This is a genomic window from Tardiphaga sp. vice154, from assembly GCF_007018645.1.
Lineage (GTDB): Bacteria > Pseudomonadota > Alphaproteobacteria > Rhizobiales > Xanthobacteraceae > Tardiphaga.
Map to the genome: position 1 here is coordinate 1 of NZ_CP041399.1, position 19,459 is coordinate 19,459.

The following is a 19,459-nucleotide window of genomic DNA, read 5'->3' on the forward strand; positions in this document are numbered from 1 at the left end:
ATGTCAAACATGGAACAGGATCGCTGGTCTCGCGTGAAGGGCCGTCTGCGGTCGAGCGTCGGCGAGGACGTCTATTCCAGCTGGTTCGCTCGGATGGACCTGGAGAGCGTGCAGGACGAGAGCGTCCATCTGTCGGTTCCGACGCGGTTCCTGAAGAGCTGGATCCAGGCGCATTATGCCGAGCGCGTCTTGACCTGCTGGCAGGCCGAGATGCCGGAAGTGCATCGCGTCGATGTCACCGTCCGCACCGCGATGCGCGTGGCGGCGCCCGCCAAGGAAACGCCGACCGCGATCGCGCCGCGCCCCGAGGGCCGCGACGGTCGCGCCTCGTCCGAGCTGCGCGCCACCGCGATCGCGCCGGTCTCCGCCACCCATGAAGCGCTCGGCGGCTCGCCGCTCGATCCGCGCCTCACCTTCGGCAGCTTCGTCACCGGCCGTTCCAACACGCTGGCGCACGCCGCCGCCCGCCAGGTCGCCGAAGGCCGCCGCGGCGACAGCGTGATGTTCAACCCGCTCTATATCCATGCCGGCGTGGGCCTCGGCAAAACCCATCTGCTGCAGGCGGTGACCTGGGCCGGCAATTCCGGCACCGAGCGCAAGGTGCTGTATCTAACCGCCGAAAAATTCATGTACGGCTTCGTCGCCGCGCTGAAGACGCAGACCGCTTTGGCCTTCAAGGAAGCGCTGCGCGGCATCGACGTGCTGGTGATCGACGATCTGCAGTTCCTGCAGGGCAAGACCACGCAGGCCGAATTCTGCCACACGCTGAACGCGCTGATCGATGCCGGCCGCCAGGTGGTGATCGCCGCCGACCGTCCGCCGTCGGACCTGGAAAGCCTGGACGAGCGGGTCCGCTCGCGGCTCGCCGGCGGCCTCGTCGTCGAGATCGGAACGCTCGGCGAGGAGCTGCGCCTCGGCATCCTGAAGTCGCGCGTCGCCGCAGCTCGTTCGCACCACGCGACGTTTGAAGTGCCGCTGCCGGTGCTGGACTATCTCGCCCGCACCATCACCCACAACGGCCGCGACCTCGAAGGCGCCATCAATCGCCTCTTGGCGCACAGCAAGCTGAATGCCACGCCGGTGACGCTGGAAATGGCCGAGCGCGAAGTGCGCGACCTGATCCGCCCGATGGAGCCCAAGCGCATCAAGATCGAGGACATCCAGCGCGTAGTGGCCCGGCAGTACAATGTCAGCCGCTCGGACCTCCTGTCGTCGCGCCGCACCGCGAATGTCGTGCGTCCGCGCCAAGTCGCGATGTATCTCGCCAAGACGCTGACGCTGCGCTCGCTGCCGGAAATCGGCCGCCGCTTCGGCGGACGCGACCACACCACGGTGCTGCACGCGGTGCGAAAGATCGAGGCGCTGGTCGGCAAGGACGTCGCTTTGCAGGACGAAGTGGAAAGCCTGAAGCGCCAGCTGCAGGAGTAACTGAAGCACCGGCAATAGTGTCCCCTCCCCCCTTGTGGGGGAGGGTCAGGGAGAGGGGTGGCTAGGGCGACGTCGCCTGTGGCCCCTCTCCCGGCGCTACGCGCCACCCTCCCCCACCTAGCGAAGCTTCGCTTCGCCTGGTGGGAGGGGAGCCACTAGCGGCGGCGCGCATCTTGTAGGCCGCCAAAACGTGGGGACCTCAGCTGCTCTCCCCTTGCACTCACGCCCCATTCACGCCACCTTGCGGACCCCCGCTCGCGCGCGCAAACCCTGCGCGCAGGGCGGGCGTCTATCGCCGTGGCGCCCGACCGGGTGGCCAGGCACTCCACACACGATGTCGAATCGGATCGGGCGAGTTTGCAATGAAGGTCACCGTCGAACGCGCGCAATTGCTGAAATCGCTGAGCCACGTCCACCGCGTGGTCGAGCGCCGCAATACCATTCCGATCCTCGGCAACGTGCTGATCCGCGCTGAAAATTCCAAGCTGTCGCTGAAGGCGACCGACCTCGACCTCGAAGTCACCGAAACCCTGCCCGCCGAAATCGGCACCGCCGGTTCCACCACCGTGCCGGCGCACATGTTCTACGACATCGTGCGCAAGCTGCCGGATGGATCGCAGATCGTGCTGGAGGCCGACGGCGACCGCTCGGTGCTGGCGATCCGCGCCGGCCGCTCGCGCTTCACGCTGCAGACCCTGCCGGAGAACGACTTCCCGGATCTCGCCGCCGGCGAGATGACGCACTCCTTCGTGCTGCCGGCGTCCGACGTCAAACGCCTGATCGACCGCACCCAGTTCGCCATTTCCACCGAAGAGACCCGCTACTACCTCAACGGCATCTACCTGCACGCCGCCGGCACCGCCGCCGCCGCGACATTGCGCGCCGTCGCCACCGACGGCCATCGCCTCGCGCAGGTAGACCTCGCGATGCCGAAGGGCGCCGAGGGCATGGCCGGCGTGATCGTACCGCGCAAGACCGTCGGCGAAGTGCAGCGGCTGATTGAAGACGCCGAAGCCGAGGTCGGCATCGAGCTGTCGCAGGGCAAGATCCGCTTCACGCTCGGCAATGTCGTGCTGACGTCGAAGCTGATTGACGGCACCTTCCCGGACTATGGCCGCGTGATCCCGCAGAACAACGACAAGGAACTGATCGTCGACAAGAAGCAGTTCGAAGACGCCGTGGACCGCGTCTCGACCATATCCAGCGAGCGCGGCCGCGCCGTCAAGCTGGCGCTGTCGCCGGGCAAGCTGATCCTGTCGGTGACCAATCCGGATTCCGGCAGCGCCACAGAAGAACTCGAAGTCGAATACGCCTCAGATGCGCTCGATATCGGCTTCAACTCGCGCTATCTGCTCGACATCGCGGCGCAGATCGAAGGCGAGGTCGCCGTGCTGCGGTTGGCCGACCCCGGTTCGCCGACTCTGGTGCAGGACAAGGACTCCAAAGGCGCGCTTTACGTGCTGATGCCGATGCGAGTGTAGGCTTTTTCTTCCTTCCTTCTCCCCTTGTGGGAGAAGGTGGCGCGGACGAAGTCCGTGCCGGATGAGGGGTATGACGGAGCTCCGCTGCACCCCTCACCCGTCTCGAACTGCTTCGCGGTTCGATCCACCCTCTGCCACAAGGGTAGAGGGAAGCAGGAGCGCGGCCGCCGCTGCGGACCAATGATCGATTCATGACCGCCTCCCGCATCCATCGCCTGACGCTCACCCACTTCCGCAACTATCGCGCGGCGTCGCTCAACACGCGCGGCGACATGGTGGTGCTGGTCGGGCCGAACGGCGCCGGCAAGACCAATTGCCTGGAGGCGATCTCCTTTCTGTCGCCGGGCCGCGGGCTGCGCCGCGCCACGCTCGACGACGTCGCCGATTTGCAGGGCGACGGCTCCTGGGCGGTTTCTGCGGAAGTCGAGGGCGAAGTCGGCTTGGCCACGCTGGGCACCGGCATCGATCCGCCCGCCAATGAGGCCGCCGCGTCGAGCCGGCGCTGCCGCATCGACCGCGAGCCGGTCAGTTCGGCGACCGCGTTCGGCGATCATTTGCGCATGGTCTGGCTGACGCCGGCGATGGACCAGCTGTTCATGGGCGCGGCCTCCGAGCGGCGGCGGTTCTTCGATCGCCTGGTACTGGCGATCGACAAGGACCATTCCAGCCGCGTCTCGGCGCTGGATCGGAGCCTGCGCTCGCGCAACCGCCTGCTCGAGGAACGCAACTATGACGGCCACTGGCTCGACGCGATCGAGCGCGAGACCGCCGAACTCGCCGTCGCCGTCGCCGCGATGCGCGGCCAGACCGTGACGCGGCTGGCCGCGATGCTGCGCGCGCGCGAAGAAGCCTCGGTGTTTCCCTCGGCGCGAATCATGCTGGACGGCTGGATGGAGAACGCGCTGGTGAATGAGCCCGCCACCGCCGTGGAAGACCGTTACCGCCAGATTTTGCGCGACGGCCGTCCGCGTGACGCCGCCGCCGGCCGCACGCTTGACGGCCCGCACCTCACCGACCTGCAGGTGATCTACGCGCCGAAGAACATGCCGGCGCGCGATGCCTCCACCGGCGAGCAGAAGGCGCTGCTGATCGGGCTGATCCTGGCGCATGCCACGCTGGTCGCCGACATGACCGGCATCACGCCGCTATTGTTGCTCGATGAAGTCGTGGCGCATCTCGATCCCGACCGCCGCCGCGCGCTGTTTGGCGAGTTGTCGAAGCTCGGCGCGCAGGTCTGGATGACCGGCGCCGATCCCGCGGCCTTCGCCGAAATCGGCCCGACCGGCGAGTTGTTCGACGTCGCCGACGGGCGCGTCAGCAAGCGGGGATAAGGCTGTCATTACGGGGCGAAAGAGCGCAGCTCGAGCGAACCTCAGCCGCTCCACTCGGAGCGGCGGGAACCTCGATATGGGACGATGAACATCTCAACGTTCCCCGCCACGCCAATTGGCTTGGCTGAGGTCTGCATCAGACGGCTCCGCCGTCTGATGCATCCCGGAACGACAGTGGGCCCGCGCAGCTCGCCATGAGCAATCGTCTCTTGATGGTCGCGCGCAATAACTCCAAACATCCACCAATGCTGCTGTTCGTATCCCTTCATCTGGCCCGCTTCGGCCGCGCGTTCTGGGCCGAACTGCGCACCCTGCCTTTTCCCGGCGCGCGCATGATCGACGAGGTCGCGTGCGTGCTGTCGGTGCTGCTGGCGATCGTGTTTTCCCATGCGATCGGCGCCGAGAATGTAGGCTGGGCGGCGTTCAGCGGCTACATGGTGATGCGCTCCCACGTCGCCGAGAGTTTCACCCGCGGCGTGCTGCGAATCGTCGGCACCGGGGCCGGCGCATTACTAGCCCTGCTGCTGGCACCGCTGGTGTTGCCGCTGCCGCTTCCGACCAGCCTGGCGCTGCTGGTGGTCGGCAGCGTCACCATGTATTTCGCGATCGTCGGCCGCCGCGCCTATGCTTGGCTGTTTACCGGCCTGACCTTCATGATGATCCTGATCGAAGCGCTGGCCCATGCGCAGGAGCCGATCCAGCGCTTCGCCTCGACCCGCGTTCTCGAAGTGCTGGCCGGCACCATGTCCGCGGTCCTGGTCAGCGCGCTGTCGACCTGGACCGTGCGCCGCAAGCTGCCGAGCCCGGACAACGCGATGCGCGCCGAGCCCGCGGGACCGGCCGCGCGCTGGCAGAAGCGGGTGGCCGTCCACGCTTTGACCGGCGGCATCGCGCTGGCCCTGATCCCTTGGGCATGGCTATGGCTTGGCATCGAGTCGCTCAGCCAGTCCAGCATCACCATCTTCGTCGTCATGCTGGTACCGGCCGCGTCGCTGGCGGAGGGCCTGCTCAGTCCGGTGTCGTCGCGCGTGATGCAGCGGCTGGTCGGCTGCGTCGCCGGCGGCCTGCTGGCCAGCGCCGTGCTTTGGCTCAGCCACCATTCGCCGGCGCTGATGACCATCGGCCTGTGCATCGGCGTGATCCTCGGCCGCCATATCGAAAACGGCCCGGCTTTGATGAGCTATGGCGGCCTGCAGTTCACTTTGGCCTTCCTGGTGGTGCTGGTGCCCGACGACTACGCCCAAGCGGCGCTGGCGCCCGGCCTTGACCGGTTGTTCGGCATTCTGTTCGGCATGGTGCTGCTGGAACCGGTGGTGCTGGTCGCGCATGCGATCTGGCGCCGCCGCCACCCCAGGGAAGCGCCGCCGTCGATCACTGAGTTAGTGAAAAAGTAGCGTCGCAGCGCGCTTCCGGCCGGCTGCAAAAGGGCATTCCGGCAGGCTCGCAACCGGCGCTTGACCCAGCCCGGAAAATGATCCCGCGGCAGCTTGAAAAACGGCCGAAAAATCCCATTTAAACAACAACTTGAACGCTGAGACTTTGCGCTAGGCGCGTTGCCGTTTTCATGGCACAAATAGCTGGATTCAGCCTCGCGTTTTTCGCGCTGATTCGACACACCTCGAAGGCCCCTGCATGACTGAACCCGCCCGGCTGCCGATCGCCGAAACCGAACTTGCCGTGCCCATCGAATACGGTGCGGAATCGATCCGGGTACTGAAAGGCCTCGACGCCGTGCGCAAGCGGCCGGGCATGTATATCGGCGACACCGACGACGGCTCCGGCCTGCACCACATGGTCTACGAGGTCGTCGACAACGCGATCGACGAGGCGCTGGCCGGCCATGCCACCGCGGTGGAAGTCGCGCTCAATGCCGACGGCTCGGTGACGGTGCGCGACGACGGGCGCGGCATCCCGGTCGACATCCACAAGGGCGAAGGCATCTCCGCGGCCGAGGTCATCATGACCCAGCTGCACGCCGGCGGAAAATTCGACCAGAACTCCTACAAGGTCTCCGGCGGCCTGCACGGCGTCGGCGTTTCCGTCGTCAACGCGCTGTCCAGCAAGCTGGTGCTGCGCGTCTGGCGGGGCGGCAAGGAACACTTCATCGAGTTCGCGCATGGCGACGCAGTGGCCCCGCTGATCGAGGTCGGCGACGCCAACGGCAAGCGCGGCACCGAAGTGACGTTCTATGCCTCCGCCGAAACCTTCACGACGCTCGACTATGACTTCGCCACGCTGGAGCACCGGCTGCGCGAACTCGCCTTCCTCAATTCCGGCGTCAACATCCTGCTGTCCGACCTGCGCCACCCGGTCGAGCGGCATGAGAAGATGATGTACGAGGGCGGCGTCATCGAGTTCGTCAAATATCTCGACCGCAACAAGAAGGCCGTGGTGCCCTCGCCGATCTTCGTCTCCGCCGACCTCAACGGCATCAATGTCGAGGCGGCGCTGTGGTGGAACGACAGCTATCATGAGAACGTGCTGTGCTTCACCAACAACATTCCGCAACGCGACGGCGGCACGCATCTGGCCGGCTTCCGCGGCGCGCTGACGCGCCAGGTCAACGGCTATGCCGACGTCATCGCCAAGAAGGAAAAGATCGTCCTGACCGGCGACGACTGCCGCGAAGGCCTCACCGCCGTTCTCTCGGTGAAAGTACCGGACCCGAAATTCTCGTCGCAGACCAAGGACAAGCTGGTGTCCTCGGAAGTCCGTCCCGTCGTGGAGAACGTGCTAAACGAGGCGCTGGCGACCTGGTTCGAGGAACATCCGGCGGAAGCCAAGGTGATCGTCGGCAAGGTGATCGAGGCCGGCGCCGCCCGCGAAGCCGCCCGCAAGGCGCGCGAGTTGACGCGGCGCAAGGGCGCGCTGGATATCGCCTCCTTGCCCGGCAAGCTCGCCGACTGCCAGGAGCGCGATCCCGCCAAGTCCGAACTGTTCATCGTCGAGGGTGACTCCGCAGGTGGCTCCGCCAAGCAGGGCCGCAACCGCGAATTCCAGGCCGTGCTGCCGTTGCGCGGCAAGATCCTCAACGTCGAGCGCGCGCGCTTCGACAAGATGCTGGGCTCCGAACAGATCGGCACGCTGATCACCGCGCTCGGCACCGGTATCGGCCGCGACGATTTCGACATCGCGAAGCTTCGCTATCACAAGATCATCCTGATGACCGACGCCGACGTCGACGGCGCGCATATCCGCACACTGCTCCTGACGTTCTTCTTCCGGCAGATGCCGACGCTGATCGAGGGCGGCTACCTCTATATCGCGCAGCCACCGCTCTACAAGGTGACGCGCGGCAAGTCCGAGCAGTACCTCAAGGACGAGCGCGCGCTGGAAGATTATCTGATCGCGACCGGCCTCGACGACTGTGTCTACAAGCTCGCCTCCGGCGAAGAGCGCGGCGGCCGCGACCTCCTGGCGCTGGTCGAAGTCGCCCGCAACATCCGCGGGACGCTGCACAATCTGCACAGCCGCTATAACCGCTCGATCGTCGAGCAGGCCGCGATCGCCGGCGTGCTGAGCCCGAAGGTGACGGGCGACCTGCCCGCCGCCAACGAGGCTGCCGCCTATATCGCGCGCCGCATGGACGCGCTGGCCGACGAGGTCGAACGCGGCTGGGTCGGCGAATTCCGCGAGGGCCAGGGCTATTTCTTCGAGCGCACCATCCGCGGCGTCAAGGATGTCGGCGTGATCGACGACGCGTTGCTCGGCTCGGCCGACGCGCGAAAGCTCGACGAATACGCCGCCGGCCTGCAGGAGGCCTATCCGAAGCCGGGTGTATTGCGCCGCAAGGACATCGAATTCCCGATCCACGGACCGGTCAGCCTGTTCGAAGCCGTCACCGACGCCGGCCGCAAGGGCGTCGCCCTGCAGCGCTACAAAGGCCTCGGCGAGATGAACCCCGGCCAGCTCTGGGAAACCACGCTCGACACCAACGAGCGCTCGCTGCTGCAGGTGAAGATCAAGGAAGTCGACGAGGCCGACGACATCTTCACCAAGCTGATGGGCGACGTGGTCGAGCCGCGCCGCGACTTCATCCAGGAGAATTCGCTGAGTGCCAATGTGGATGTGTAATTAGAACAGCTCTCCGCCAATGCGGGGATCCGTTGCAAGACGGAATCGGTTCGTTGCCGAACTTGAGATTCTGGATCGCCTCGTCGCATCGCTCTTCGCAATGACGATAGCTGGCTGGTCACCTCCCTGCTTGACCCTGTATCTCCCGCCAGCACACAATCGGCAAAACAAAGGGAGACGGCATGTTCAAGGATCTGTTTTCGCTGGCCGGGCGCGTCGCGCTGGTGACGGGGGGCTCGCGCGGCATCGGGCGGATGATCGCGGCGGGGTTTCTCAGCCAGGGCGCGGCAAAGGTCTACATCACTGCGCGGAAGGCCGCGGCCTGCGAGGCGACCGCGCAGGAACTGACCGGCGAATATGCCGGCGAATGCATCGCGCTGCCGATCGATATCTCGACCATGGCGGGAATCGACATGCTGGCAGCCGAGATCGGCAAGCGCGAGCCGAAGCTCGACATCCTCGTCAACAATGCCGGCGCGGCGTGGGGGGCGGATTTCGACGAATTCCCGGAGAGCGGCTGGGACAAGGTGATGACGCTCAATCTCAAGACGCCATTCTTCCTCACCAAGGCGCTGGCGCCGATGCTGCGCGCGGCAGCGAGCGTCGAGAAGCCGGCCAAGGTCATCAACATCGCCTCGATCGACGGCATCTTCGTCAATCCGCTGGAGACCTATTCCTACGCCGCCAGCAAATCCGGCCTGATCCACCTGACACGGCGGATGGCGGTGCGGCTGATCAAGGACCATGTCGTGGTCGCGGCGATCGCGCCGGGGCCGTTCAAGTCCGACATGAACAAGGCCGCGCGCGACAATGCCGACGAGGTCTCGACGCGGGTTCCGGCGGGGCGCATCGGCACCGATGAGGACATGGCGGGGGCTGCGATCTATCTCGCCTCGCGCGCCGGTGACTATGTGGTGGGCGCCACCATCGCCGTCGATGGTGGCATCGTCTACGCCAATCCCGGCATCCCAGGCGACGGCTGGGACTGAGCCGGCGCCGCGCGGGTTACGCCGCGCGGATATTCTGCATGAAGCGGTCGAGCTCGGCGCGCAGGCGCGTGCTTTCGGAGGACAGCGTCTGTGCGGAATTCAGCACCTGCTCCGACGCCACGCCTGTTTCGGTGGCGCCGCGGTTGACCGCGGTGATGTTGCCGGCGACCTGCTGGGTGCCGTGAGCCACGCGCTGAACGTTCTGCGCGATCTCGCGGGTCGCCGCGCTTTGCTGAGTCACCGCGCTGGCGATCTCCGAGGCGATGCTGGAAATCTGCCCGATGGTGGCCCCGATCTGTTTGATCGCGGTCACCGATTCCTGCGTCGCGTTCTGCATGCCGGCGATCTGCGTCGAGATTTCGTCGGTCGCCCTTGCGGTCTGACTGGCCAGCGACTTGACCTCCGACGCCACCACGGCGAAGCCACGCCCGGCATCGCCGGCGCGCGCCGCCTCGATGGTGGCGTTGAGCGCCAGCAGATTGGTCTGCTCGGCAATCGCCGTGATCAGATTGACGACGTCGCCGATGCGCTGGGCGACGCGGGACAGTTCGGTGATGCGGACGTCGGTCTGCTCGGCCTGCAGGACCGCGCTGTCGGCGATCCGCGAGGACGCCTCGACCTGGCGGCCGATCTCGCTGACCGACAGCGACAGCTCCTCCGTGGCCGTTGCCACCGACTGCATGTTCGACGACGCCTCCTCCGAGGCACCGGCCACCTGGCCGGACAGGCTCTCGGTGGTTTCCGCCGTCCGGGTCAGCGTGTCGGCCGCGGTTTCGAGCTGCTCGGCCGAAGCCGCGACGTTGGAGACGATGCCGCCGACCGCGCCTTCGAAATCATCGGCGAAGCGGATCAATTCGGCGCGACGGGCCTCGCCGGCCCTGCGATTCTGCGCATCCTGGCTTTCGGCGTCCCGCTCGGCCTTGGCGATCGCCTGCACCTTGAACTCTTCCACGGCGGAGGCCATGTCGCCCAATTCGTCGCGGCGGCCGAGCCCCGGCAGCACCACGTCGAAATCACCGGCGGCGAGCCTGCGCATGGCGGCGCACATCGCAAGCATTGGCCGGGCGATACTGCGGCCCAGCAACATGGCCAGCACGGCGCCGACGATCAGCCCGCCGACGCCGAGCATGACGATAAGGCGTTTGGTCTGGTTGATCGTGGTATCGGACTCGGACTCCAGCCGCTGCTGCTCGGTCAGCATGTCCGCCTTCAGCGCCGTCGACAGGGCGACGATCGTTTCCGCAATCGCGGTCATCTTCTGCGACAGCCCCTCCACCTTCTTGGAGTTCTCGACGTATTTTGCGAAGGCGCCCTGATAGATTTTCACGTCGGCGCCGATCGCCTTCGCCTTCTTCAGAATGCCTTCATTATTCGCGAAGATGCCCGCGATCGCGTTGTCCAGGAACTTGATGCGGGACGCCGCGGCGCTGGCGGTCTTGTCGTCGGCCATCGCCATATAGGTGTTGACCACGGAGGTCGCCGTCACGAACTGGGTGGTGATATCCTTGACCTGTTCTTCAGTCGCCGGCATAGCGGCCATCGTGGCGGAGTCGCCGAGGTCGTCGATCTTGCTGCGCAGCAGGATGCTCAACCGCGTCAGCTGGGTGGCGCCGATGACGTCGTTTTCGCCTTTCACCGCCAGAATGTCGGCGAACACTTTGGTAAAGTCGGAAAACTCCCGGACCAACCGGGTGACCTTGTCGAGACGGGCGGCGTCCGTCGTCGCCTTCACCGAATCGTCGATCGCGAATTTGAGGCTGGACTCGGCTGCCTTTGCAGCCTTGGCGTCGATTTCCTTGCCGGTGATCACGTAATAGCGCGTCAGCGCCTGGTAGGCGGTCAGCTCCCGGTCGATGTTGCGGGCAAGCCCCGATTCGGCAACGCTGGTCCGGTACGAGACGACCCCTTCCGAAATGCGTTCGTACCCGATGTAGGCCATCGCCATGCTGAGCGCAGAAATAACCAGCACTGCCGCAAAACCGAGGGTGACCTTGGCGCGAAACCGCAGCGACATCGGCCGCAGCCGAACTAGACTCATGAATCCCACCGCGGCCCCCATTAGCTTCCAAGTGCAGTCGATCATCCGCTTGTGCAGATGACCCCGGTACCACTGTAGGGCTGATTGGATAAGATCGAGTAAATTTGCAGGAAAATGTACTGCGTGCAGTTGTACGCCCGTACTAGCCAGGATGATTTATTTGCAGCGCGATCGGCAAAAGAAAGCCGGCCAGCTCATTTGGTGAACTGGCCGGCTTGTCGGCAAGGGCGGGGCCCCGGCTTCAGCAGCAGCGGAAACCGCCGCGTCCGCCGCCCCCATACCGGGCGTCCTGCCGGTCCCGGAAGAACTCTTCATAGGTCATGACCGGCCCATCCGGATGCGTGGCGCGGACATGCGCCACGTAGTTGTCGTAGTTGGGCATGCCGACCATCAGCAGCGCGCTGTCGCAGAAGCAGCGGCTGAGGGAGCGGAAGCGCCCCCTCAGGGTGGTGTCGGAGGATGGCTTGACGTCACCCATGCTATTCTGCCGGAACGGCGGCAATGGAGGGGATCTCCCGGGCCGTCCAGCCATTCTCGCGATAGGCCTTGATGCAGGCATTAATGCCGAACAGGATGATGCTGATCACCACGAAGATGAAGAGCACGCAGAGCCCGGCATCAATGTAGTCGTTCATGAGAACCTGCTTCATCTGCGCCATGCTCTTGGCCGGAGCCAGAACCCTGTCCTCTGCGATGGCCTTCGAGAAGCTGTTCGCGTGGGCCATGAAGCTCACCTTCGGATCGCTCGACAGGACCTTTTCGAAGCCTGCCGTCATGGTGCAGGCGACCAGCCAGACTGCCGGGATGATCGTCACGAAAGCATAGCGCTCACGCTTCATCTTGAAGATGACGACCGTGCCGAGGACGAGAGCCACGGCGGCCAGCATCTGGTTCGCGATGCCGAACAGCGGCCACAGCGTATTCACGCCGCCGAGCGGATCGGTCACGCCCTGATAGAGAATGAAGCCCCATGCCGCGACGCACAGCGCCGTGGCCACGATATTCGGGGCCCAGGACGAGGTATTGCGGAAGCTGGGCACGAACACACCGAGCAGATCCTGCAGCATGAAGCGACCGGCTCTGGTTCCGGCGTCGACCGCCGTCAGGATGAACAGCGCCTCGAACAGGATGGCGAAGTGATACCAGAACGCCATCATCGCCTTTCCACCGATCGTGTTGGAAAGGATATGCGCCATGCCAACGGCCAGCGTCGGAGCGCCGCCCGCACGCGAAACGATCGAGCTTTCACCGACATCGATGGCGGTCTGCGTGATCGTTTCCGCCGAGACCGGGAAGCCCATGGCGGTCACGGCTGCCGATGCACTCTCCGCGGTCGTACCAATGATGGCGGCCGGGCTGTTCATGGTGAAGTACACACCCGGTTCGATGACGCCGGCTGCAACCAGCGCCATGATGGCGACGAAGGATTCCATCAACATGCCGCCATAGCCGATGAAGCGGGTATTGGTTTCATTGTCGATCATCTTCGGCGTGGTGCCGGACGAGATTAAAGCATGGAAACCCGAAACCGCGCCGCAAGCGATGGTGATGAAGAGGAACGGGAACAGGCTGCCCGCCCACACCGGACCGCTTCCATCGACGAATTTGGTGATGGCGGGAAGCTGCATCTGCGGTGCGATGATGAAGATGCCGAGAGCCAGGCAGACAATCGTTCCGATCTTCAGGAAGGTCGACAGATAGTCACGCGGGGCGAGCAGCAGCCAGATCGGAAGGATCGAGGCGACGAAGCCGTATCCGATGAGAATCCAGCACAATTCGGTACCGGTGAAGGTGAAGAACGGAGCGATGGCCGGGCTTTCGGCAATGGACTGGCCGTAGACGATGGCGAGCATTAGAGCGATGAAGCCGATGATCGAGACTTCGCCGATGTGGCCGGGACGGATGTAGCGCGTATAGACGCCCATGAAGAGGGCAATCGGGATGGTCGCGGCGACGGTGAAGGTACCCCACGGGCTGCCGGTGAGCGCCTTGACGACGATCAGCGCCAGAACGGCGAGAATGATCACCATGATCATGAAGGTGCCGAACAGCGCAATCACGCCCGGGATCACACCCATTTCACCGCGGATCAACTCGCCGAGCGAGCGGCCGTCGCGGCGCATCGAGATGAACAGCACCATGAAGTCCTGCACCGCGCCCGCCAGCACGACGCCAGCCAGAATCCACAGCGTTCCGGGCAAATAGCCCATCTGGGCGGCAAGCACCGGGCCGACCAGAGGTCCGGCGCCGGCGATGGCCGCAAAATGGTGACCGAACAGGACGAATTTGTCGGTCGGCACGTAGTCGAGGCCGTTGTTCAGGCGCACCGCGGGCGTCGCCCGGTTAGGATCGAGCCGCATCACCTTCGTGGCGATGAACAGGCTATAATAGCGGTAGGAGACCAGGTAGGTGCAGATCGCCCCGATGACGATCCACAGCGCGTTCACCGGCTCGCCGCGTTCGATTGAGATGAAGGCGAGACAAACGCCCCCGATAGTGCCGAGGGCGACCCACGGCAGATGTGACTTGATGCCATTCATGTTCGTTATTTCCAAAGAAAAGAGCAGTCGTGTTCCGGAGGCTCGATCCGTCAGGCCCGGTGGCACTACCTAGCACTCTAGCCGTCAGCATGTCTTGCGGCCCCCCCCCCCCCCGCGCAGCCAAATTGATGCCACAATTGGTCGAGGCGCCGTTTGCGTGACCTCAAAGTGTGACGGAGCAATGACCGGGGCATCCTGCCGGCCGCTCCGCCGATTCCGGCCGGCGACGGGCGGCACCCGCCGAGGTCAAGAATCCGCGGCGCCTGCACCACCCCGTGCACTGCAGCTAACCAGGTCGGGGCGGGCGGTCGCCTGCACCTCGGCGGCATTTCGCAGCGGCATTCGAACAGCCCACCTAAAATCCCCATTGCAAAGTTTCCAGAGCGCGTTTCTAATCGGACTAATTAAAAAGTTCGGGAGGTCTGCGTGTCCATCATCAAATTGACGGTCAACGGCAAGTCTGTATCTGTCGATGTCGAAGACAGAACTCTTTTAGTCCACCTGCTGCGCGAAAACCTGAACCTCACCGGCACCCATGTCGGCTGTGATACCAGCCAGTGCGGCGCCTGCATCGTACATATCGATGGTCGCCCGGTGAAATCATGCACCGTTCTGGTGGGCCAGGCGAATGGCGCCAATGTCACCACCATCGAAGGCATTTCGCGGGGCGACGAGTTGCACCCGATGCAGGCCGCGTTCCGCGACAATCACGGCCTGCAATGCGGCTTCTGCACCCCGGGCATGATCATGGCCTCGATCGACATCGTGAACCGGCATGGCGGCGAGCTCGACGAGCACACCGTGCGGCAAGAGCTCGAAGGCAATATCTGCCGCTGCACCGGCTATCATAACATCGTCAAATCGGTGCTCGACGCGGCCACGCGGATGAAAGTGTCCGTCGCAGCGGAGTGACCTGCGACGCTGATCTGGTTTGCTGAAACAACAAGCGGCCGCAGCGGCGCTTCGCGCCGACCATGCGGCCCGGCAGGGAGACGATCATGGGCGTGGAAGGCATCGGCGCGAGCGTCGTACGCAAGGAAGACAAGCGATTCATTACCGGCCGCGGCCGCTATGTCGATGATATCAAGGTGCTGGGCCTGACCCACGCGCATTTCATCCGCAGCCCGCATGCCCATGCCAGGGTGAAACACATCGACATGGCCGCCGCGAAGGACATGCCGGGCGTAGTCGATATCCTCACCGCGCAGCAACTGGTCGACGACAAGATCGGCAACCTGATCTGCGGCTGGGCGGTGTCGTCCAAGGACGGCACGCCGATGAAGATGGGCGCCTGGCCCGCGATGGCGCCGGACATCGTGCGCTTTGCCGGACAGGCCGTCGCGGTGGTGATCGCCGAGACCAAGAACCAGGCCCGCGACGCCGCCGAGGCGGTAGTCGTCACCTATGAGGAATTGCCGGTCGCGGCCGGCATCAAGGCAGCGATCGCGCCCGGCGCGCCGCAATTGCACCCGGAGGCACCGGGCAACCAGGTCTATGACTGGGAGATCGGCGACGCCAAAGCGGTGAACGACGCTTTTGCCAAAGCGGCCAATGTGGTGTCGCTCGACCTCACCAACAACCGGCTGGTGCCGAATGCGATGGAGCCGCGCGCGGCGATCGCTGAGTACAACGAGGCCGAGGAGCACTTTACGCTCCACACGACCTCGCAGAACCCGCATGTCGCGCGCCTCGTGCTGTCGGCATTCTATAATATCGCGCAGGAGCACAAGCTGCGGGTGGTGGCGCCCGATGTCGGCGGCGGCTTCGGCTCCAAGATCTTCATCTATCCCGAGGAGATGGTAGCGCTGTGGGCGTCCAAGAAAGTACGTCGCCCGGTGAAATGGACCGGCGACCGCTCCGAGGCCTTCCTCACCGACGCCCATGGCCGCGACCACATCTCGCATGCCGAGATGGCGTTCGATGCCGGCAACAGGATCCTGGCTCTGCGGGTCAAAACCCACGCCAATTTCGGCGCCTACATGTCGCTGTTCTCGTCGTCGGTGCCGACCTATCTCTACGCCACGCTGTTAAGCGGCCAGTACAATATCCCGGCTATCCATGCCGAAGTGATCGGCGTGTACACCAACACCACGCCGGTCGATGCCTATCGCGGCGCAGGGCGGCCGGAGGCCAGCTATCTGCTGGAGCGGCTGATGGAGACCGCGGCGCGGCAGCTCAAGGTCGATCCGGCCGAACTGCGGCGTCAGAATTTCATCACCCAGTTTCCGCACCAGACGCCGGTCATCATGACCTATGATGTCGGCGATTTCGGCGCCTCGCTCGATGCAGCACTTAAAGCGATCGACTATGCCGGCTTCCCGGCGCGCAAGGCCAAGGCGAAAGCCGAAGGCAGACTGCGCGGCATCGGCTTCTCCTGCTATATCGAGGCCTGCGGCATCGCACCGTCGAAGGCCGTGGGCTCGCTCGGCGCCGGCGTCGGCCTGTGGGAATCCGCAGAAGTCCGCGTCAATCCAGTCGGCACCATCGAGGTGCTGACCGGCTCGCACAGCCACGGCCAGGGCCACGAGACGACCTTCGCGCAGCTCGTCGCCGGCCGGCTCGGCATCTCGGTCGATCAGGTCCAGATCGTGCACGGCGACACCGACAAGGTACAGTTCGGCATGGGCACCTACGGCTCGCGCTCGGCGGCGGTCGGCATGTCCGCGATCTTCAAGGCGATGGAGAAGATCGAGGCCAAGGCCAAGAAGATCGCCGCGCATCAACTCGAGGCCTCGGAGGAGGACATCGTCATCGAGAATGGCGAGTTCAAGGTGACCGGCACCGACAAGTCGATCGCACTCCCGATGGTCGCGCTCGCCGCCTACACCGCGCATAATCTGCCGGACGGCATGGAGCCCGGCCTCAAGGAAGGCGCGTTCTACGATCCGACCAACTTCACCTTCCCGGCCGGCTGCTACATCTGCGAGGTCGAGATCGATCGCGGCACCGGCAAGACGGAGATCGTCGATTTCGTCGCCGCCGACGATTTTGGCCGGCTGATCAATCCGATGATCGTCGAGGGCCAGGTCCATGGCGGGCTGGTGCAGGGCATCGGCCAGGCGCTGCTGGAAGGCGCGGTCTATGACGACCAGGGACAGCTCGTGACGGCATCGTTCATGGACTACACCATGCCTCGCGCCGACGACGTGCCGTCGTTCCGGTTGTCGCACACCACGACTTTGTGTCCGGGCAATCCGCTCGGCGTGAAGGGCTGCGGTGAGGCCGGCGCGATCGGCTCCTCGCCCGCGGTCATCAACGCCATCACGGACGCGATCGGACATAATGTCATCGAGATGCCCGCCACGCCGGACCGCGTCTGGCACGCGATGCAGCTGCAGCAGGCGGCGGAATAGGGAGCATAGTCATGTACGAAACGACATACCATCGCCCGTCCAGCATCGATGAAGCAGCGGCGCTGTTTGCCAAAGGCGGTGACGCCAAATATCTCGCCGGCGGCCACACGCTGATCCCGGTGATGAAGCAGCGGCTGGCGGCACCCTCCGACGTCATCGACCTCGGCCGAATCAAGGATCTGGTCGGCATCGAAGCGACCGCCGACGCGCTGATCATCAAGGCAGCTACGACCTATTTCGACATCACGCAGAGCAGCGCGGCCAAGAAAGCGATCCCCGCGATCGTTCATCTGACGTCGGTGCTCGGCGATCCCCAGGTGCGCTATCGCGGCACGATCGGCGGCTCGATCGCCAACAACGATCCCGCCGCGGACTATCCCGCCGCGGTGCTGGCGCTGGGCGCCACGGTGATGACCAACAAGCGGCTGATCCCGGCCGATGAATTCTTCCAGGGCCTGTTCTCGACGGCGCTCGCCGAGGACGAGATCATCACCGCGGTGTCGTTCCCGATTCCCGCCAAAGCCGCCTATGCCAAGATGCGCCACCCCGCCTCGCGCTTCGCGCTGACCGGCGTGTTCGTGGCGCAGACGAAGGCCGGCGAGGTCCGCGTCGCTGCCACCGGCGCGTCACAGAGCGGCGTGACGCGGGTGCCGGCCATCGAGGCCGCGCTGAAGTCGAACTGGTCGGCAGCCGCCCTCGACAATGTCACCGTCTCCGCCGACGGGCTGATGGCGGATATCCACGGCTCCTCGGACTACCGAGCCAATCTAATCAAGGTGATGGCGCAGCGCGCCGTGACCGAAGCGGGTTGACGGCTCTGCAAGTGAGATAGCAGCGGCAGGGCACGCCCCTCTCCACAGTCGTCCCCGCGAAAGCGGGGACGACACGGAATTTGTGACGACGACAGAGCATCTCGCATAGCCGCATGCGCGAAGGCAGCCTTGCACGGACGGACGTCAACATAGAGAGTTTCCCCAAGAACAATCGTCGCCCAAGCGACGCGCCATGATGGGAAACGCACGTGCAGGACACCGCCACCGCCCAGCCGACATCCGCCAGCCAGCCGCGCCGAAGCGGTCCGCTCAGCGGAATGCGGATCGTCGAATTCGCCGGCATCGGCCCCGGCCCCTTCGCGGCCATGCTGCTCGCCGACATGGGAGCCGAAATCATCACGCTGGTGCGGCCCGGCCAGAAGCCCAGGGGCGCCTCGTCACGCGGCCGCACCCTTGTCGCCGTAGACCTCAAGGACAAGGACACCGTCGCGCAGGTGTTGGCGCTGCTCGACGGCGCCGACGCGCTAGTCGAGGGGTTCCGGCCCGGCGTGATGGAGCGGCTCGGGCTCGGCCCGGACATCGTGCAGGCCCGCAACCGGAAGCTGGTCTATGGCCGCATGACCGGCTGGGGCCAGGATGGGCCGCTGGCGCAGGCGGCCGGCCACGACATCAACTACATATCGATCACCGGCGCGCTGGCCGCGATCGGCGGCAAGGACAAGCCCGTGCCGCCGCTGAACCTCGTCGGCGATTTCGGCGGCGGCGCACTGTATCTGGTAGTCGGCCTGCTCGCCGCCCTGCTGGAGGCCGGCCGCTCCGGCCAAGGCCAGGTGGTCGATGCCGCGATGTGCGACGGCGCGGCGTCGCTGATGACGATGTTCTTCGACATGAGCGCGGCCGGGCGCTGGAAGGAAGGCCGGGAAGCCAACATGCTGGACGGCGGCGCGCATTTCTATGGCGTCTACGAATGCACCTGCGGCAACTTCATCTCGATCGGCTCGATCGAACCGCAATTCTACGCCCAACTCCGCGCATTGGCCGGCCTCGACGAGGCCTGCTTCGACAATCACATGGATGCCGCGAACTGGGCCGCGATGAAGGAAAAACTCGTCGCGGTGTTCAAGACGAAGAGTCGCGACGAATGGTCTGCAATCATGGAAGGCACCGACGTCTGCTTCGCGCCGGTGCTGACGATGTCCGAGGCGACAAAACATCCGCATATGGTCGCGCGCGACGTGTTCATCCAGCATGACGGCCACACCCAGCCCGCGCCCGCCCCGCGTTTTTCGCGCACGCCGTCGAGCGTAAGGCCGCCGGAAGCGAAGGAGTTGACGGACGTGGTGAAGGGGTGGGGCGCCCCGTAGATACCCCGCACGCTATAGTCCCCTCCCCCTTGCGGGGAGGGTTAGGGTGGGGGTAGCCGCAGGCGCCGTCGCTTGTGGCACCCCTACC

At 65.0% G+C, this 19,459-nt stretch carries 13 protein-coding genes; 10 read left to right on the plus strand and 3 right to left on the minus strand.

Annotated elements, in window-relative coordinates:
- The 6 genes from dnaA (at position 1) to FIU28_RS00030 (ending at position 9,303) form a co-directional block, all read left to right on the plus strand.
- Entirely contained in the window at positions 1-1,428 is a 1,428-nt protein-coding gene (gene dnaA, locus FIU28_RS00005; RefSeq protein WP_143571072.1) for a chromosomal replication initiator protein DnaA, read from the plus strand.
- Between the two features lie 362 nt (positions 1,429-1,790).
- Positions 1,791-2,909 (plus strand): DNA polymerase III subunit beta, encoded by a 1,119-nt coding sequence (gene dnaN, locus FIU28_RS00010; protein WP_143571073.1) that lies wholly within the window; start codon positions 1,791-1,793, stop codon positions 2,907-2,909.
- A 191-nt stretch (positions 2,910-3,100) separates the two neighbouring features.
- On the plus strand, positions 3,101-4,240 hold the full coding sequence (gene recF, locus FIU28_RS00015) for a DNA replication/repair protein RecF (RefSeq protein ID WP_143571074.1): 1,140 nt from the start codon (positions 3,101-3,103) through the stop codon (positions 4,238-4,240).
- A 194-nt stretch (positions 4,241-4,434) separates the two neighbouring features.
- Positions 4,435-5,634: an FUSC family protein gene (locus FIU28_RS00020; protein WP_143571075.1), complete on the plus strand. Its 1,200-nt coding sequence runs from the start codon at positions 4,435-4,437 to the stop codon at positions 5,632-5,634.
- A 238-nt stretch (positions 5,635-5,872) separates the two neighbouring features.
- Complete coding sequence (gyrB, locus tag FIU28_RS00025; RefSeq protein WP_143571076.1) at positions 5,873-8,314, plus strand: DNA topoisomerase (ATP-hydrolyzing) subunit B; 2,442 nt, start codon at positions 5,873-5,875, stop codon at positions 8,312-8,314.
- Between the two features lie 182 nt (positions 8,315-8,496).
- Positions 8,497-9,303: an SDR family oxidoreductase gene (locus FIU28_RS00030; protein ID WP_143571077.1), complete on the plus strand. Its 807-nt coding sequence runs from the start codon at positions 8,497-8,499 to the stop codon at positions 9,301-9,303.
- Between the two features lie 16 nt (positions 9,304-9,319).
- Here FIU28_RS00030 and FIU28_RS00035 read toward each other — a convergent pair whose 3' ends face one another.
- From FIU28_RS00035 to FIU28_RS00045, 3 genes are all read right to left on the minus strand, one after another.
- Positions 9,320-11,341 (minus strand): methyl-accepting chemotaxis protein, encoded by a 2,022-nt coding sequence (locus FIU28_RS00035; protein ID WP_168209924.1) that lies wholly within the window; start codon positions 11,339-11,341, stop codon positions 9,320-9,322.
- Between the two features lie 241 nt (positions 11,342-11,582).
- Positions 11,583-11,819: a YbdD/YjiX family protein gene (locus tag FIU28_RS00040; protein WP_143571078.1), complete on the minus strand. Its 237-nt coding sequence runs from the start codon at positions 11,817-11,819 to the stop codon at positions 11,583-11,585.
- 1 nt (position 11,820) lies between these two features.
- Positions 11,821-13,881 (minus strand): carbon starvation CstA family protein, encoded by a 2,061-nt coding sequence (locus tag FIU28_RS00045; RefSeq protein ID WP_143571079.1) that lies wholly within the window; start codon positions 13,879-13,881, stop codon positions 11,821-11,823.
- 426 nt (positions 13,882-14,307) lie between these two features.
- On the opposite strand from FIU28_RS00045, the gene FIU28_RS00050 reads away from it, so the two are divergent.
- The 4 genes from FIU28_RS00050 to FIU28_RS00065 all read left to right on the plus strand — a co-directional run bounded on the left by FIU28_RS00050 (position 14,308) and on the right by FIU28_RS00065 (position 19,371).
- Positions 14,308-14,793: a (2Fe-2S)-binding protein gene (locus FIU28_RS00050; protein ID WP_143571080.1), complete on the plus strand. Its 486-nt coding sequence runs from the start codon at positions 14,308-14,310 to the stop codon at positions 14,791-14,793.
- An 86-nt stretch (positions 14,794-14,879) separates the two neighbouring features.
- Positions 14,880-17,234: a xanthine dehydrogenase family protein molybdopterin-binding subunit gene (locus tag FIU28_RS00055; protein ID WP_143571081.1), complete on the plus strand. Its 2,355-nt coding sequence runs from the start codon at positions 14,880-14,882 to the stop codon at positions 17,232-17,234.
- A gap of 11 nt (positions 17,235-17,245) precedes the next feature.
- Positions 17,246-18,046, plus strand: a complete 801-nt coding sequence (locus tag FIU28_RS00060; protein WP_143571082.1) for an FAD binding domain-containing protein — start codon at positions 17,246-17,248, stop codon at positions 18,044-18,046.
- Between the two features lie 209 nt (positions 18,047-18,255).
- Positions 18,256-19,371, plus strand: coding sequence for a CaiB/BaiF CoA transferase family protein (locus FIU28_RS00065; protein ID WP_294935236.1), 1,116 nt, complete (start codon positions 18,256-18,258; stop codon positions 19,369-19,371).
- Positions 19,372-19,459 lie beyond the last annotated feature (88 nt).

What these genes read in the sequence shown, in the direction of transcription:
- FIU28_RS00040 (WP_143571078.1), bottom strand. Translation starts at nt 11,819, where the DNA reads ATGGGTGACGTCAAGCCATCCTCCGACACCACCCTGAGGGGGCGCTTC.
- dnaA (WP_143571072.1), top strand. Translation starts at nt 1, where the DNA reads ATGTCAAACATGGAACAGGATCGCTGGTCTCGCGTGAAGGGCCGTCTG.
- FIU28_RS00035 (WP_168209924.1), bottom strand. Translation starts at nt 11,341, where the DNA reads ATGAGTCTAGTTCGGCTGCGGCCGATGTCGCTGCGGTTTCGCGCCAAG.
- FIU28_RS00020 (WP_143571075.1), top strand. Translation starts at nt 4,435, where the DNA reads ATGAGCAATCGTCTCTTGATGGTCGCGCGCAATAACTCCAAACATCCA.
- FIU28_RS00030 (WP_143571077.1), top strand. Translation starts at nt 8,497, where the DNA reads ATGTTCAAGGATCTGTTTTCGCTGGCCGGGCGCGTCGCGCTGGTGACG.
- recF (WP_143571074.1), top strand. Translation starts at nt 3,101, where the DNA reads ATGACCGCCTCCCGCATCCATCGCCTGACGCTCACCCACTTCCGCAAC.
- FIU28_RS00055 (WP_143571081.1), top strand. Translation starts at nt 14,880, where the DNA reads ATGGGCGTGGAAGGCATCGGCGCGAGCGTCGTACGCAAGGAAGACAAG.
- gyrB (WP_143571076.1), top strand. Translation starts at nt 5,873, where the DNA reads ATGACTGAACCCGCCCGGCTGCCGATCGCCGAAACCGAACTTGCCGTG.
- FIU28_RS00045 (WP_143571079.1), bottom strand. Translation starts at nt 13,881, where the DNA reads ATGAATGGCATCAAGTCACATCTGCCGTGGGTCGCCCTCGGCACTATC.
- dnaN (WP_143571073.1), top strand. Translation starts at nt 1,791, where the DNA reads ATGAAGGTCACCGTCGAACGCGCGCAATTGCTGAAATCGCTGAGCCAC.
- FIU28_RS00060 (WP_143571082.1), top strand. Translation starts at nt 17,246, where the DNA reads ATGTACGAAACGACATACCATCGCCCGTCCAGCATCGATGAAGCAGCG.